Genomic DNA, 16,109 nt, shown 5'->3' on the forward strand with positions numbered 1-16,109 from the left:
GAATCTGGTGAATAATCAGATTCCTTTTTTATTTAGCCAGCCTATGTAAAATGTGGTATAATGGAAAATGATTGTATTTTAAAGATAGAGAGGTCTGCTATGCAACACGTTTTTATCATTGGAAGTCGCGGGCTGCCTGCAAAATATGGTGGCTTTGAGACTTTTGTTGAGGAATTGGTTACACATAAACAAAGTGCAGACGTGTATTACCATGTGGCCTGTCTAAGCGATAAAGAACATCATACACATTTTCAGTATGCGGGTGCAGATTGTTTTACCATTAAGGCGCCTAAGCTTGGTCCAGCGCGTGTCATTGCTTATGACATGATGGCTATCAATTATAGTCTTCAAATGGTGAAAAAAGAACAGATTGCGCATCCTATTTTTTATGTTTTGGGAAATACGATTGGCGCTTTTATTGATCCTTTCATTCGAAACATCCACGCTGTCGGAGGGCAGTTGTTTATCAATCCAGATGGTCTTGAATGGAAACGGTCAAAATGGTCAAAACCCGTCCAATGGTATTTAAAACAGTCTGAAAAAATTATGGCAACATCAGCTGATTTGGTGATTTCAGATAACGTTGGTATAGAGGAGTATATTAAAACCTCTTATCCTAGTGCCAAAACAACCTTTATTGCTTACGGAACAGACTTACAAAAATCGGCATTAAGCCCTGAGAGTGCTAAAGTGCAGGAGTGGTTTCAGCAATGGCACATTAAAGAGAAGGGGTATTATCTGATTGTTGGGCGTTTTGTGCCTGAAAACAATTACGAAACAGCTATCCGTGAATTTATGGCGTCAGATACCAAGCGTAAACTAGTCATCATTTGCAACCACGAGGGCAATGATTATTTTGACACCTTGAAACGCTTGACGCATTTTGACAAGGATGAGCGAATTCGCTTCGTGGGAACGGTTTATGACCGTGAGTTGTTGACCTATATTCGTGAAAATGCTTTTGCTTACATTCATGGTCATGAGGTTGGTGGTACCAATCCAGGCTTGTTGGAAGCTTTGGGGCACACGAATCTTAATCTGGTTTATAATGTTCCCTTTAACCAATCAGTGGCAGCTGCTAGTGCCCTGTATTGGACAAAATCGTCTGGCAATCTTGCGCAGTTGATTAACGATGTGGACCAACACCAGGATTTTGCCGAATACGGCAGGCGTGCGCGTGCGATTATTACAGAACATTACACGTGGGAAAAAATAGTAGGAGAGTATGAGGCACTGTTTTTAAATGAAAATTAATATTCTCATGTCCACCTACAATGGGGAGATGTTTTTAGCCGACCAAATCAAAAGTATTCAAAATCAAACGGTTAAGGACTGGACATTATACATCCGCGATGATGGCTCGAGTGATAAGACAAGAGATATTATTAACGCATACGCCCAAGCCGATTCACGGATTGTCTTTATCAATCCCGAACATCAAAACAATTTGGGAGTGATTCGAAATTTCTACACGCTTTTAAAACATAGCGAAGCAGATTATTATTTCTTTTCTGATCAGGATGATATTTGGTTAGAAAACAAGCTTGAGGTGACATTAGCAAAAGCCAAAGCGTATCCGTCTGATAAGCCTTTGTTGGTTTATACGGATTTGAAAATTGTCAATCAGGAATTGACCGTGCTGCACGAGAGCATGATTAAGACGCAGTCTGACCATGCTAATACCGAACTTGTTCAAGAATTGACTGAAAATACGGTTACTGGCGGAACCATGATGATCAATCACGCTCTTGCCCAGTATTGGAATGAGGCAGATCATCTGTTGATGCATGATTGGTATTTAGCACTTGTGGCTAGTGCAATGGGGTTGCTTATTTATATTGATACCCCGACTGAATTGTATCGCCAACACGATCACAATGTGCTTGGAGCCCGCACATGGACCAAGCGCATGAGGAACTGGTTAAGACCTCATAAGCTTGTGGCGAAGTATTGGTGGCTGATTGATTCGAGCCAAGAGCAGGCAAAGTTATTGTTACATTTACCTTTGTCGCCTGAAAATAGGCAATTGGTCAATGCTTTCACAACGCTTTTAGAACAGTCTTTATTTCAGCGCATAGCCATCTTAAGAAAATATAATTTACGAAAAAATAGAACGTTTCATACTCTTGTGTTTAGAACATTAATCATTACCAAATTTGGTTATAGGAGAAAACGATGACATTTTTTAGCAAAAAAAACAGAATATTACTAAATGAAATGGTCAAAACGGATTTTAAACTGCGTTATCAGGGGAGTTTGATTGGTCATTTGTGGTCAATTTTGAAACCTTTGATGCTGTTTACCATCATGTATTTGGTCTTTATCCGCTTTTTACGTCTAGATGATGGGACACCGCACTATGCCATTGGTGTCTTGCTTGGGATGGTGACGTGGTCATTTTTCCAAGAAGCAACTAGTATGGGAATGGTTTCCATTGTTAGTCGAGGCGACTTGCTACGGAAACTGAACTTTTCAAAGGAAATTATTGTTATTTCATCTGTTGTTGGGGCTGCTATCAACTACGGTATTAACTTGCTAGTTGTGTTTGTCTTTGCCTTGATTAATGGGGTGCAACCAGACTGGAAATTCTTGGTGATCATTCCCTTATTTATTGAATTAGCCTTACTTTCAGCAGGGATAGCCTTTATTTTATCAACCTTATTTGTTAAATACCGCGACTTGGGTCCTATTTGGGAAGTTGTCATGCAAGCTGGTATGTATGCAACCCCTGTTATCTATTCTTTAACATTTATTATTCAAAAAAATCAAGTGACTATTGCTAAGTTAATGATGCTTAATCCGTTAGCTCAGATTATCCAAGATTTGCGTCATTACATTGTTTACTCAGGAAGCATGCGTGGTTGGGACTTGTATAACCACCATATTTGGGCACTTATCCCATACTTATTGCCGATTGTTATTTTTGCGATTGGGTATGCTATTTTCCATAGAAATGCTAAGAAATTTGCGGAGATTTTATAATGTCAGAGAAAGAAATTGCAGTAAAAGTTGATCATGTTAGTAAAGATTTTAGATTACCAACAGAAGCAACTCAAAGTTTACGTACAGCGTTAGTTAATCGTTTCAGAGGAATTAAAGGTTACCGTGAACAACATGTTTTGAAAGACATTTCATTTGATGTTTATAAAGGTGATTTCTTTGGGATTGTTGGTCGAAATGGTTCAGGAAAATCAACGCTTTTGAAAATCATTTCTCAAATTTACGTTCCTGAAAAAGGGACTGTTACCGTAGATGGTAAAATGGTGTCTTTCATTGAATTGGGTGTTGGTTTTAACCCTGAATTAACAGGATGTGAAAACGTGTATATGAACGGTGCGATGCTTGGTTTTACAACTGAAGAAATTGATGCCATGTATGGCGACATCGTTGAATTTGCAGAACTTGAAGATTTTATGAACCAAAAGCTCAAAAATTATTCAAGTGGTATGCAGGTGCGTCTAGCCTTTTCTGTTGCGATTAAAGCGCAAGGAGATGTCCTAATCCTTGACGAAGTGCTTGCGGTTGGTGACGAAGCCTTCCAACGAAAATGTAACGATTACTTCATGGAGCGTAAAGCCTCAGGTAAAACAACCATTTTGGTAACGCATGACATGGGAGCCGTTAAAAAATACTGTAACCGAGCTGTTTTGATTGAAGATGGTTTGGTGAAAGCGTATGGTGATCCAGAAGATGTTGCCAACCAATACAGTTTTGATAATGCCGTGTCATCAGCACCACAAGAAGTGATGACAGAAGAAGATGACGAAACTGAAAAAGAAGAAAAAAAAGTTGAACCTTACGTGGACAATTTAACCGTTGAATTGTTGACACCAAATAAAATCAGGCCAACAGATAAGATTGAATTTGAGATTTCTTATGATGTTTTGAAAGATGTTGAAACGCATATTGTCTTTTCTTTGACGGACATTGATCGCAGAATTTGGATGTACAATGACAATGCCACAAACATTCCGACAACAGGAACAGGGCATAAGTCCTATCGTTACACTTGCTCTTTAGGTCAGGTCAACAACATGAAACTGCGCCTAGAAGTAACGATTCTTGGTAAGTCAAAAGAAATGTATGCCTTTGCCAATTCAGAAAACTCACCTCTTATTGTGGTTAACCGAGATGATATTCCGTTAGATGATTTATCTGCCTTGGATTCAGCAACAGGAATCATTCAACGAAACGGAAAATGGGATATTTTATCAGAATAACAGATCGTATTTTTAGAAAGGATGGGATGATCGATGTCTTTTGACAAAAATCCAACAGTTTCGATTGTTTGTACGGTTTATAATAAGGAAAAATGGATTGGGCAGGCTATCGACAGTTTCTTAAGCCAAAAAGATGTCGATTTTGAAATCCTTCTGATCGATGATGCTTCAACAGATGCGTCACGCGACATTATCCAAAAATACGCTGAGCAGTATCCTGATATAATCCGTACCTTATATAATGACCACAATCTAGGGATTGCTGAAACTTGGCATAGAGCTTGCCTTGCTACAAAAGGTGACTACATTGCCCGTTGTGATGGGGATGATTACTGGATTGACGAGTGTAAATTAGCCAAACAGCTAGCTTTCTTAGAAAAGAATCCTGAATCCAAGTGGTGTGGGACAGATATTGATTTTGTCGATGTGGATGGTAAAACCGTCGAACATAACGTTTTTACGCGACAGATTGTTGATTTATCAGATTCTTATGAAAAAATGATTGCCACGCGTGGTTTCACCGCACCATCTACTTGGTTAATTCAGCGCGATGTGATACTTTTGGTCAATGATATGCTAAAAGATGACATGAGAACGGCTGATGATACCTTTAACTTGCAGTTGGACCTCTTCAATCATACGCAATTTTGCTTTTTGCCAGAAGTAACAGTGGCTTATCGTGTCAATCAGGGATCGGATTCACGACCAAATAGTAAAGAAAAATTAGATAAGCGTTTTGATTCTTTATTGAGAACCCAGTTGGCTTATTTGGATAAATACCCCAACACGAATTATAAAAAAGTGCTTCGTATCTTATTAGAGCGTCATAATAATTTTGAAAAAGAGTTATCTCAGAGAGATTTCCTACACTCTAATGTCAACTCGCAAAAGGTTACGATTTATTATAGCAATCAAGAAAATGTGTTCACGCAAGAGCAGACCTTGGAATTTCAACTTCAGTATCAGGATACTATATCTTTTGAGGTACCTGAAGAAACAGTTGCCTTACGGGTGGATTTATCGGAACTGCCTAGTTTCTATCAATACGTAACCCTTGTAGCAAAAGATTATCGCACAGAAGTTTTGCCTTCTTCGACAAATGGAACGGCCCTCAAACAGTCTATAATGTTTGAACACCCAGACCCGCAAATTTGTTATGATATTTCAATACTAGACAGCACTGCCTTTGAATTATCGTACAAAATGTTTAATGTTGACCATATTAACCAAAACGATTACATTGCTAATGTGTTGACTCAGGAAATGCTAAAACTCGAAAAGCAAGTCCAGACGCTGCAAGAGTACAAGTTTAAGTTTAGACAGGCTAACGATAAAAAACGGTATTATAAGCACGAATTAGAACGCATGGTCGTTGCCTATAATTCCGTTACACATTCACGCCGTTGGATCATTCCAACTGCGATCATTAACTTTTTTAGGAGAAAAAGATGAAACGTTTATTATTGTACGTTCATTTTAACAAGTATAATCGTATCAGTTCACACGTCTATTATCAATTAACCAAAATGCGTCCGCTTTTTTCTAAAGTGGTCTTCATTTCAAATAGTTTAGTGACAGAGCAAGACCAGCAAAAATTGTCAGATTTACGTTTGATGGATAGCTTTATCCAGCGTGAAAATAAAGGTTTTGACTTTGCTGCTTGGCGTGATGGAATGGCTAAGGTCGGTTTTGATGAATTAGATACCTATGATTCTATCACTATTATGAATGATACCTGCTTTGGACCACTTTGGGATATCAAGGATTACTATTTGAAGTTTGAAGCTGATGAAACGGTTGACTTTTGGGGCTTGACCAATAATCGTGAAACGCCAAAATCTCGCTACACACAAGGTTTTCGTGAGCATATTCAAAGTTATTTCATTACCTTTAAAAAGCCTGTCATTCTTTCGCATACCTTTAGAGAATTCTGGGAAAATGTCAAAGAATACACAGATGTCCAAATGGTTATTGATGAATACGAAACGCAAGTAACAACCAAATTTGTTGACGCAGGCTTCCGCTATGGTGTGGTGTTCAATACAGTTAATGAAGACGCAAGCCATATGCTTCACGCTGATTTTTCATTCTATCATCCGACAGCCATTTTGGACCACAAGGTGCCATTTATCAAAGTCAAAGCCATTGATAACAATCAGCACATCGCTCCCTATCTTTTAGACGATATTGCTAGAAAATCAGACTATCCCGTTGATTTGATTGTATCGCATATGTCTGAAATCAATTATCCAGACTTTAAGTATCTTTTAGCTCGCAAATACCTCAAAGAAGCGCCAGCCGTTTCCTTGGATGACAAAAAAATAGCTGTGCATCTTCACGTTTTCTATGTGGATTTGTTGGAAGATTTCTTGAAAGCCTTTGAGCATTTCCATTTTCAGTATGACTTATTGATAACAACAGATATTGATGCTAAAAAGGCTGAAATCGAAGAGATTCTCACCCAAAATGGCAAGACAGCTCAGATTTTTGTAACAGGAAATATTGGCCGTGACGTTTTACCAATGCTAAAATTAAAAGACCATTTGTCACACTATGATTATGTTGGGCATTTCCACACGAAAAAATCAAAAGAAGCAGACTTTTGGGCAGGCGAATCTTGGCGACATGAGTTGATTGATATGTTAATCAAACCTGCGGATAATATCTTGGCTAATTTTGCCAATGCTAAATTAGGCTTGGTCATTGCTGATATTCCAACCTTCTTTAGATATAATAAGATTGTTGACGCGTGGAACGAACATTTGATTGCTCCTGAAATGAATGATTTATGGCAAAAAATGGGCATGACTAAACCGATTGATTTTAATAGTTTTCACACCTTTGTCATGAGTTATGGGACTTTTGTGTGGTTTAAATATGATGCTTTAAAACCGCTGTTTGACCTAGGTCTAACAGACGAAGATGTGCCAGAAGAGCCATTGCCACAAAACTCTATTTTACACGCGATTGAACGTTTATTGGTTTACATTGCATGGAATGAACACTATGATTTCAGGATTGTTCAAAATCCAATTGCTATCACGCCATTTGTCGATAACAAATTATACAACGAACGTGGCGACAGTGCCCCACATACCTTTATTGACTTTAATCACCTAGGTGGCATAAGAGGAGCATTGAAATACATTGTCATTGGTCCAGCAAGAGCCATCAAATACATCTTTAACAGAACATTAGAAAAAGCAAGGACATGAACGAAAGGATAAAGAAGACTTTTCTAGAGATAAATTGGCTAAGTGTTTTACACTATATTGTTTTATTTATCTTTTTATTTTATACTAATTTAGCACTGGTTAATGCGTCATTATTAAAAAATAGTGGTTAGCGTTTAACAGAATCGTTTGTAACGCTTAATGTTTTTAATATTGTGGCTTACACCGTATCTGTTTTAGGACTTGCCGTTTATTTATCGAATGGTATAAGGAGAAGCTTTTTAATCAACCTTGTTAAGGGGTATCTTGTTTATTTAGTGGTTTCTTATTTCTTAGTTGTCACGAGAAACCTAAACAATGACCAGTTTATTTGGTGGAAGCTTTTCAGCAATGGCTTTTTCCAAATATCCTTTTTGCCGACACTGGTTCCTGTTCTTGGAATAGCTGCTTTAATTGCTCGAACGTCGGATAGGCTTCATTTAAGTAACCGAATAGAGGCTTATTTGGATAGTTTTGATGGTTCCAAAGTCATTTTGACAGGTTTGATTGCCTCTTTTGCTTTAAATGGGCCGCTATTTTTAGATATGTTATCAGAAAAAGTAGCTGATTTCATTGAAAACAAAGACTACGTTGCCTATTGCTTAACGGTTTCAGGTTGCGTTATAACAACCTTAGTCTTATGTGGTCTAGTAGTTGCGATTCTTTTTAAGGCTTATAAGGCTATTCGGAAAAAGACAATTAATTACTCTGTGGCCCTTGGTTTTAGCCTTCTATTAGCTGTGATTTTTAACTATTTATTCCAGTATGGTATAAAAAGTTATGGTGAAGTGCTAGGACATTATATTTTTCCGTCTGCCACCCTCTTTCAAATCGGTGCATTGACCTTATTTAATGTCTTGCTTTATGTGAGTATTAACCATTTCTTACGCACAACAACTCTAATTGTTGCCTTAGGAAGTGTTATTACGATTGTCAATAGCATCAAATTTAGCATGCGCAATGAACCGCTGTTGTTTAGTGACTGGGTTTGGATAAAGGATATTAGGCTTGTTGTTTCTTATATTGACATTAAAGTTATTCTTTATTTTCTACTTGCTGTGGCTGCTGTAGCTGTTTTCTTCTATTTCTTTAAGAACCGTTTACTGCAGGGGCGCATTATGACAAGTTGGCGTTTAAGAGTGGCTAATGTCGTTGCCATTTTAGCGGTTTTCCTTTTTACCTTGGGAGTCTTTTTCCACCAAGAAGATGGCGATATCGCTGACAATATTCCTGTCTTATCGCGATTAAATAATTATGAAAATATCGAGTGGATGGGACAAGGAACGGTTGCGCGTGAACGTTCATTAACATTTGTTTGGCTGAAACAGGTTACTTCAAAAACAATGGAAAAACCAAAGGATTACAGTCAAGAAACGATGGAAAAAATTGCTCAAAAATACACAGAGCAAGCACAACTCATCAATGCGTCGCGCACAAACAACATTGCGGACCAAACGGTTATTTATGTCCTAAGTGAAAGTTTTGCGGATCCATCTCGCATTACCAGTGTCAATTTAACCACGGATCCTATTCCTGTTATCCGTTCGGTTAAAGACTCTACAACCAGTGGTTTAATGAAATCTGATGCCTACGGTGGTGGAACAGCTAATATGGAATTTGAAACGTTGACAGGTTTGCCGATGTATAACCTCTCAAGTTCTGTTTCGACTTTATACACAGACGTTGTGCCTAAGATGAAATACATTCCATCTATTAGTGATTTTTACGCTCCTGATGATAGATACGTCATTCATTTAGGAGATGCCTTGACCTATTCGCGTAACGACGTGTATCGGAAACTTGGTTTTGATACCTTTATTGCAGCGAAAAATGGGACTGAAGATGCCACACATTTAGAGCAATATGGTGTTTATCCAAGTGATGCCTCAACTTATCAAACTGTGCTAGATAACATTGATACCAATAAAAATCAATTCTTCTCAGTTATTACTTACCAAAACCATTCCCCATGGAATTTGGACAAAGAATCAGATGTTGGCGGTTCAGGAGATGGTTTTTCTCCTAACGAAAATTATTACATGAATAATTACGCCAAGTTATTGTATCAAACAGATTTAGCAACTCAAGAGTGGTTACAAGAGTTATCACAAATGGACAAGAAAATTACGGTTGTCTTTTATGGCGATCATTTGCCTGGCTTTTATCCTCAAAGTGCTTTTGCTGATAATCCAGCTGGCCAATATCAAACCGATTATTTTATTTGGAGCAATTATCCGACAGAAGTGCTGTCATATCCTCTAGTCAATTCCAGTGATTTTCCAGCAGAATTGTTAGCGGTAACCAATTCTAAAGTATCGCCTTATTATGCCTTGCTTACAGATGTTTTAAATAACGCCAGTGTTGACAAGGACCAATTAACAGACGAACAAAAAGAAATGGCTAACGATTTAAAACTAGTTGAGTATGATTTGGTTTCAGGAAAAGGGTATTTGAAAAAACACGACAATTTTTTTAAAGTGAGTTATTAAAAATGAAAAAGAAAAACATAATTTTACCACTCTACTATACTTTTGTTAGTCTTCTATTTACACTAGAGTCTATCATTTATATTAACGATGCTGGTGACCAAATCGATTTTGCTCGTATGGCACAAAAATTTGGCTTCTTTGAATTTGCTATTCATCGTTACCAAACGTGGTCTAGCCGTCTGCTTATTGAGTCGGTTACCATGTTTATGTCTAGCCACTATCTGATTTTTGATATCACCATGTTGGTGTCGTTAGCGGTATTCTTTTACTGTTTCAATGGTATCTTTTTGAATAAGCAGAAGTATTGGTTATTGCAGTTTGTAACCCCAATTTTGTTCTTGATTGCCTTTCCTAGTATCTTTTTCACTGGAGCAGGCCTCATTGCAACAGTCACAAACTACCTCTTCCCAATGATTGCTTTTATCATTGCTTGGTATTGCTTGCTACAAAAGAAACAAAGCTATACCATCATTGCCTTGCCATTTTTGCTTTTTGCTTGTATGCAAGAACAATTTACGGTTTATAGCTTTATTTTATTCCTTTACTTCTGCATCAGTGCCTATATTAAAGACCGAAAAGTGGATATGACTTATCTGCTGGCAACGGCCATCTCTTTCTTGGGTATTCTTTCAGGTTTATTGGCACCTGGTTCTGATAACCGTGTCGCCATTGAATCAGAAATGTGGTACCCTGGATTTGAAAAACTATCTTTGCTTATTAAAATCTTAAAAGGTTATCTGGAAACCAATCGCGTGCTCTTGGTAACCTCTGAATTAAGCATTGTCTTCATTTTTCTAGGCATTCTTGTCATTGCAACAATTGTTAAAAAGCAATATTTCTCTGCCTTTCTTTCAGGAGCAGTCATCTACACTGTTGTTGCTCACAAACTTGCCTTAGGAAGCCTCTTGACAGCTGTTCAAAGGGTTATTGATGACCAAAATAAGAGAGGGGATGTCACTTATTTTAGCATCAAGGAAAATCTCTATCCTTTGATTGTTTATACTTTGATTTTATGCGTACTTGCTGCAGTTGTCTTTTTCATTTTTAGAAATAGAGCTGAGGGCTTGTCTGCAGTTATCGTTTTAATTGCTGGCTATGCTTCTCGAATGGCGATGTCATTATCACCAACAATCTATGCTTCAGGAATTCGAACTTATACACCACTTATCTTATCTTTATTGATTGTCGTTGTGATGATTGCAAAAGAGTTGGATAGTGATTTTCAAAAACGAGCTTTTGTTGGTAATGATACCCGTAACATTGAAAAAAGTTAATTAACGATTTTGGGGTCCTAGACCCCTTTTGTATAAGGAGAAATCTTTTGAAATTTCTTGCGTTTTTAGGGCAAAAAGCAGTTCTGATATGGTCATTCTTGCTATTTCTTCTTTTAGGCCTATCGAGTCTTTTTGTCAGAACCAATATGCCAATGGATGGGTCAGAATTGGCCAATATGCAAGCAAACGGACCAATTTTTTTCGTGAGTTTAGTGCTTTTTATTGGCTTACTCTATCTTTGCTTGCGTTCGTTGGCATTTGTTAAAGAATCTTATTTATTCTTATTTGGGACGCTTTTTTATCTTGCTTTAGGAGCTTATGTGATTCTTCACCAAAATGATGTGCTTCGTCACGATGCTTTGGCAGTCCTAGAAGCTGCTAAGGCGCTTAATCGTGGGGATTACAGTATCTTGACAGAAGTATCAGGTTACCTTCATAAGTACCCTCACCAACTTGGTTTAGTTAGTTTTGAACGCCTCATTTTAACCCTATTTGGTGAAAGCAATGTTAAAGTATTCTTTATCATCAACTTAGTGATGGCGATAGCTGATAATTTCTTTCTTTGGAAAATCACACAAAATCTCTTTAAAAAAGATAATATTTCAAAAATCGTTCTATTATTGTCCTTTGTTTTTTTACCCCATTTATTTAACATCTTGTTTGTTTATGGGCTAACTTACGGCTTGTTCTTTGCCTTGATCGGTTTGTATTTCCTACAATTATATTTTGATAAGAAATCATGGTCTAACTTGTTACTAAGTACTGTTTTCTTATCCTTATCAGATATTATTAGAAATAACTACATCATTCTCATCATAACCGTTCTCATTGTTTTAATGTTAGATTTTCTCTATCACAAAACAAAGAAAAACCTAGCTTTTATGGTGATTCTTTTGGCTTCGATCATTGCAGGAAACCGTGCGATCTCAAGCTACTACCAGCAGGTTGCCCGAGTAGATCATTTAGATGGGGAACCCAAGGTTGCTTGGATAGCTATGGGATTGAATGACACTCCAATATACAATCGTGTAGCGGGTTGGTATGATGCTTATGTTGAAACAGTGTACAATGAACATCAAGGTGATGCTGAAGCGATTGAAGAAGCTAGCGAAAGACAGATTGTATCTCGTGTCACTTATATGGTGAAGCATCCAGACTACGCTTGGAATTTCTTTAAAAATAAATTTCTATCGACATGGACAGATAGCTTATTTGAATCCATTTGGTCTGGTCCTGTTACAAAGATGCCTGTTGAGGGACAAAAAATCACAGGTCGCTTAATGACCAGTATTTATCAAGGAAAATTAGCCTATCAGATCATTTATTATTTCTCTGCCTTATTATTGGTGGTGATATATGTGAGTGTTCTTCCAAGTATTTGGACGCAATACCGTCACAAAGATGGCATGACAGTCTTTCTTTTGATTCCGTTGATTTACTTAACAGGTGGTTTCATCTTCCATTTGATTTGGGAAACTAAGAGTCAATACGTCTATCCATATGTTTATCTATTATTGCCATTATCAGCATTAGGACTGGATTATATGATGACTTTGGTAATAAAAAAAGAAGACATGATGATTAAAATGACGAAATAATCCTTCGTCATTTTTTTTTGTAAAGACTTTATGATATACTAGAATCGGTATGTAAACTAGCTGGTGAAAGGCTTAGGAGTAAAATGAAAAAATTATCTATTGTCGTTCCTTGTTACAATGAACAAGAAACTATTTATCCATTTTTAGAAGCAACTCAAAAGGTTGAGCAGCAGATGAAGGATCAGCTTATTTTTGATTACATTTTTGTTAATGACGGATCAAAAGATGATACCTTGACTATTTTACGAGATGTTGCTAAGCGTTTTGACAATGTACATTATTTGTCATTTTCACGTAATTTTGGGAAAGAAGCAGGACTATTGGCAGGTCTTGAGGCTGCTGATGGGGACCTTGTTACTGTGATGGACGCTGATTTGCAAGATCCGCCAGAACTATTGATCGATATGTATCAAAAGATTTTGGAAGGTTATGATGTCGTTGGGACACGTCGTGCTGACCGTAAGGGCGAACCTGTTATTCGTTCATTCTTTTCTAAGATGTTTTATAAAATCATAAATGCAGTATCAGATACTGAAATGGTTGACGGTGCGCGTGATTTTCGCTTGATGACAAGACAAGTTGTCGATAGCATTTTAGATTTAGGAGAAGTCAATCGCTTTTCTAAAGGGATTTTCTCATGGGTTGGTTACAATGTGACTTACATTGCTTATGAAAATCGTGAGCGTGTGGCTGGTGAGACATCTTGGAACTTCTGGAGTTTGTTGAAGTACTCGATGGAAGGTTTTATCAACTTCTCTGAAGCACCACTTAATATGTCTCTTTGGGCAGGTGCGGCTTCATTTTTAGCTTCTATATTAGGCGTTATCTTCATTATCGTGCGTAAATTGACGGTTGGAGGCAGTGTAGATGGCTGGGCAAGCCTGGTGTGCATCATCTTGTTCATCGGTGGAATCCAGCTGTTATCACTTGGTATTATTGGAAAATACATTTCCAAAATTTTCCTTGAAACCAAAAAACGTCCCGTTTATATCGTGAAAGAAAAAGGATAACAACAGACAAGCTATTTTCCGAATTAGTATAGTGTAACCACTATACCAAAAGGAGAATAGCTTTTTTGAATAAACTAAAAACGGCATTGTTATCAACTGCTGTGTTGTCAACGGCTTACTTGTCGCCGTCTGTCCTGGCTAGTCAGCTAGATGAAGCAACGGTTTCCAAAACGGATTTTAATTCAGTGAGTAAAACATTTGACATCACTGCACAGCAATCCACTAACGGTAAAGGTATTAAGCAGATAGATGTCGCTATCTGGTCAGAAGAAAATGGTCAGGACGACTTAAAATGGTATTCCGTGAACGCGATCACCGAAGATCAAGCCAGTGTTCAATTTCATTTAGCCAATCATGGCAATCGCGCTGGAAATTATGTGACGCACGTTTATACCACTTACCTTGATGGAAGTCGTTCAGGACTTGTTTTAGATAATACTAAGATCACTCCTAGTGCGCCTCAAGTTTCGGTCAAAAATGGGGTCATTCAGCTGACGACAGAAATTTATGCCCCGTCAAATGGCCAAGTGAAATATGCCATTTGGTCTGAGGAGAATGATCAAGATGATTTAAGATGGTATGAAGATAGTGGTAAAGGAATTACGCAAGCAGATTTGAAAAATCATAGCGGATATGGAAGATATTTTGTTCATACTTATTTATCTCAAGGTGGGAAAATGATTGGAATTAATGGTCAAGACATTGTCATTAATAAACAAGAAGTTTCGTATCAGATTAATAAAGTTAACGATACAACTTACGATGTATTAGTAACTAATGTACCAGAATACATTACTTCTATCGCTGTACCTACTTGGTCTAACGCAAATGGTCAAGATGATATAAAATGGTACACTACTACTAAAGTAGATAATGGGACATATAAGGCGCAAATCAATTTAGCAAATCATGGTTATACATCAGGAGACTATAGTGTCCATATCTATGGTCAAAATGCGATTACTAATAACTTTGAGGGATTGAAAGGAACTTCAGGTTTTAGAGCAGACAATGTTCCAAATCAGAATGCTACCCCAACCCCTCGTATCACGACTTACATCAATGAAACGAATACTTACCCTGTTGGTCAGTGTACTTGGGCGGTGAAATCATTAGCGCCATGGATTCCGAATTGGCTTGGAAATGCTGGGGGCTGGGCCAACAATGCAAGAGCAAAGGGATTTAGGACTGGCTCAACGCCACGTGTGGGGTCGATTGCAGTTTGGCCAAATGATGGTGGCGGTTATGGTCACGTAGCTTATGTGACAGATGTAGCAAGTAATACACGTATTCAAGTTAAAGAATCTAATTACGCTGGAAAGCAATACATTGCTAATTTCCGAGGCTGGTTTAATCCACAAGCTTCTTCTTGGGGTGGTAATGTATCTTTATATTTACCCAGATTGAGAACATCATGAAAATAATCTTATATTTTTATGAAAAAATTGGGTTTGTTTTTATCATCTGTCTTGATATAATAAGCAGGAAATGATTAATTAAGTGATTAGGGAGAAGTTTATGAAGACAAAAGGTCATGGAACGATCAAAAAATCAAAAGCTTATGGAGCTATCGGAACTCTTTTATTGTCAGGTGTTTTGGTGGCAGCTATGGGAACAACAGCTGTGCAAGCTGACGAAACGGTAGAAAACTCTTCTGCCACAGAAACTCTTGCTAGCACACCACAAGTCGCAACAGAATCTACTGCTGCCACTGCCACAGATTCAGAAGTCAGTGTTGGGGACACAAAAACTTCTGAAACAGAAGCAAACAAGACGGTTATTTCTGACTCAGCAGAAAGCACAACTCCGGTTGAAGTAGAAAAGACTACAGAAACATCTTCAACAACGGAAAATACAGATGCTGAAGTTGTCAAACCAGCTGAATCTACTGTGCCAGAAAAGACAGAAACAGAAGCTGCTAGTGCGACAAGTGTGCCAGAAAAGACAGAAACAGAAGTTGCTGGTGTAACAACTGAGGCAACAAACGTAGTAGAAGAGAATGAAAACAATTCTACCGAGTCAACAGAAGCAGAAGAAGATTCTACAGAGCCTGCAAAAGAAATGGCAAGCACAGAGGCAACTTCTGAAGAAAGTTCTGCTGAATAGTTGGTTGCATCAGAAACAGAAGTCAAAGTTATTTCTGAAGATGCTGAAGCTGCTGACCAATCAAAACATGGAGCCACAGGAGGCGGAACTGGAGTAACGGATAGAGTGACCGACGTTTATCTAGGTAGCAACGGTTTCAACATCCAATACAACCAACCAATCGCTGATGGGGCTAAAATCATGTTTGCGGTTTGGTCAGA

12 protein-coding genes and 1 pseudogene are annotated in these 16,109 nt (G+C 37.9%); all 13 read left to right on the plus strand.

Going from position 1 to position 16,109, the window contains the following annotated elements; genetic code table 11:
* The first annotated feature begins 99 nt into the window (after positions 1-99).
* Positions 100-1,254: a beta 1-4 rhamnosyltransferase Cps2T gene (gene cps2T, locus ACFORE_RS00510; protein WP_168260596.1), complete on the plus strand. Its 1,155-nt coding sequence runs from the start codon at positions 100-102 to the stop codon at positions 1,252-1,254.
* Positions 1,244-2,179, plus strand: coding sequence for a glycosyltransferase family 2 protein (locus ACFORE_RS00515; RefSeq protein ID WP_168260597.1), 936 nt, complete (start codon positions 1,244-1,246; stop codon positions 2,177-2,179). The genes cps2T and ACFORE_RS00515 overlap by 11 nt, the downstream gene beginning before the upstream one ends.
* Positions 2,176-2,982 carry an ABC transporter permease gene (locus tag ACFORE_RS00520; protein WP_154454698.1) on the plus strand — a complete coding sequence of 269 codons (807 nt, stop codon included), beginning with the start codon at positions 2,176-2,178 and terminating at the stop codon, positions 2,980-2,982. Before ACFORE_RS00515 ends, ACFORE_RS00520 begins: the two co-directional genes overlap by 4 nt.
* On the plus strand, positions 2,982-4,220 hold the full coding sequence (locus ACFORE_RS00525) for an ABC transporter ATP-binding protein (protein WP_235280970.1): 1,239 nt from the start codon (positions 2,982-2,984) through the stop codon (positions 4,218-4,220). Before ACFORE_RS00520 ends, ACFORE_RS00525 begins: the two co-directional genes overlap by 1 nt.
* A gap of 33 nt (positions 4,221-4,253) precedes the next feature.
* Positions 4,254-5,672: a glycosyltransferase family 2 protein gene (locus tag ACFORE_RS00530; RefSeq protein WP_269725509.1), complete on the plus strand. Its 1,419-nt coding sequence runs from the start codon at positions 4,254-4,256 to the stop codon at positions 5,670-5,672.
* Positions 5,669-7,435, plus strand: a complete 1,767-nt coding sequence (locus ACFORE_RS00535; protein ID WP_269725508.1) for a rhamnan synthesis F family protein — start codon at positions 5,669-5,671, stop codon at positions 7,433-7,435. The genes ACFORE_RS00530 and ACFORE_RS00535 overlap by 4 nt, the downstream gene beginning before the upstream one ends.
* A 1,373-nt stretch (positions 7,436-8,808) precedes the next feature.
* A complete protein-coding gene (locus tag ACFORE_RS08700; protein WP_464821561.1) occupies positions 8,809-9,921 on the plus strand; it encodes an LTA synthase family protein in 1,113 nt (370 codons plus the stop codon).
* Positions 9,922-9,923: 2 nt separating this feature from the next.
* A complete protein-coding gene (locus ACFORE_RS00545; protein WP_235300291.1) occupies positions 9,924-11,195 on the plus strand; it encodes a hypothetical protein in 1,272 nt (423 codons plus the stop codon).
* Between the two features lie 47 nt (positions 11,196-11,242).
* Positions 11,243-12,793 (plus strand): glycosyltransferase family protein, encoded by a 1,551-nt coding sequence (locus tag ACFORE_RS00550; RefSeq protein ID WP_380434891.1) that lies wholly within the window; start codon positions 11,243-11,245, stop codon positions 12,791-12,793.
* Positions 12,794-12,876: 83 nt separating this feature from the next.
* The gene (locus ACFORE_RS00555; protein ID WP_168260604.1) at positions 12,877-13,803 is read left to right on the plus strand and encodes a glycosyltransferase family 2 protein; all 927 of its coding nucleotides are present in this window, start codon (positions 12,877-12,879) and stop codon (positions 13,801-13,803) included.
* Positions 13,804-13,868: 65 nt separating this feature from the next.
* Positions 13,869-15,210, plus strand: a pseudogene (locus tag ACFORE_RS00560) (GBS Bsp-like repeat-containing protein).
* 111 nt (positions 15,211-15,321) lie between these two features.
* A complete protein-coding gene (locus ACFORE_RS00565; protein WP_380434893.1) occupies positions 15,322-15,909 on the plus strand; it encodes a hypothetical protein in 588 nt (195 codons plus the stop codon).
* Positions 15,910-16,109, plus strand: a 200-nt coding sequence (locus ACFORE_RS00570; RefSeq protein WP_380434894.1) for a hypothetical protein, incomplete at its 3' end; no start/stop codon positions are given.

Source organism: Streptococcus alactolyticus, assembly GCF_042649785.1.
In the GTDB taxonomy this organism is placed as follows: domain Bacteria; phylum Bacillota; class Bacilli; order Lactobacillales; family Streptococcaceae; genus Streptococcus; species Streptococcus alactolyticus.

Coding starts and splice junctions, on each gene's coding strand:
- cps2T (WP_168260596.1), top strand. CDS start 100: ATGCAACACGTTTTTATCATTGGAAGTCGCGGGCTGCCTGCAAAATAT.
- ACFORE_RS00515 (WP_168260597.1), top strand. CDS start 1,244: ATGAAAATTAATATTCTCATGTCCACCTACAATGGGGAGATGTTTTTA.
- ACFORE_RS00520 (WP_154454698.1), top strand. CDS start 2,176: ATGACATTTTTTAGCAAAAAAAACAGAATATTACTAAATGAAATGGTC.
- ACFORE_RS00525 (WP_235280970.1), top strand. CDS start 2,982: ATGTCAGAGAAAGAAATTGCAGTAAAAGTTGATCATGTTAGTAAAGAT.
- ACFORE_RS00530 (WP_269725509.1), top strand. CDS start 4,254: ATGTCTTTTGACAAAAATCCAACAGTTTCGATTGTTTGTACGGTTTAT.
- ACFORE_RS00535 (WP_269725508.1), top strand. CDS start 5,669: ATGAAACGTTTATTATTGTACGTTCATTTTAACAAGTATAATCGTATC.
- ACFORE_RS08700 (WP_464821561.1), top strand. CDS start 8,809: ATGGAAAAAATTGCTCAAAAATACACAGAGCAAGCACAACTCATCAAT.
- ACFORE_RS00545 (WP_235300291.1), top strand. CDS start 9,924: ATGAAAAAGAAAAACATAATTTTACCACTCTACTATACTTTTGTTAGT.
- ACFORE_RS00555 (WP_168260604.1), top strand. CDS start 12,877: ATGAAAAAATTATCTATTGTCGTTCCTTGTTACAATGAACAAGAAACT.
- ACFORE_RS00565 (WP_380434893.1), top strand. CDS start 15,322: ATGAAGACAAAAGGTCATGGAACGATCAAAAAATCAAAAGCTTATGGA.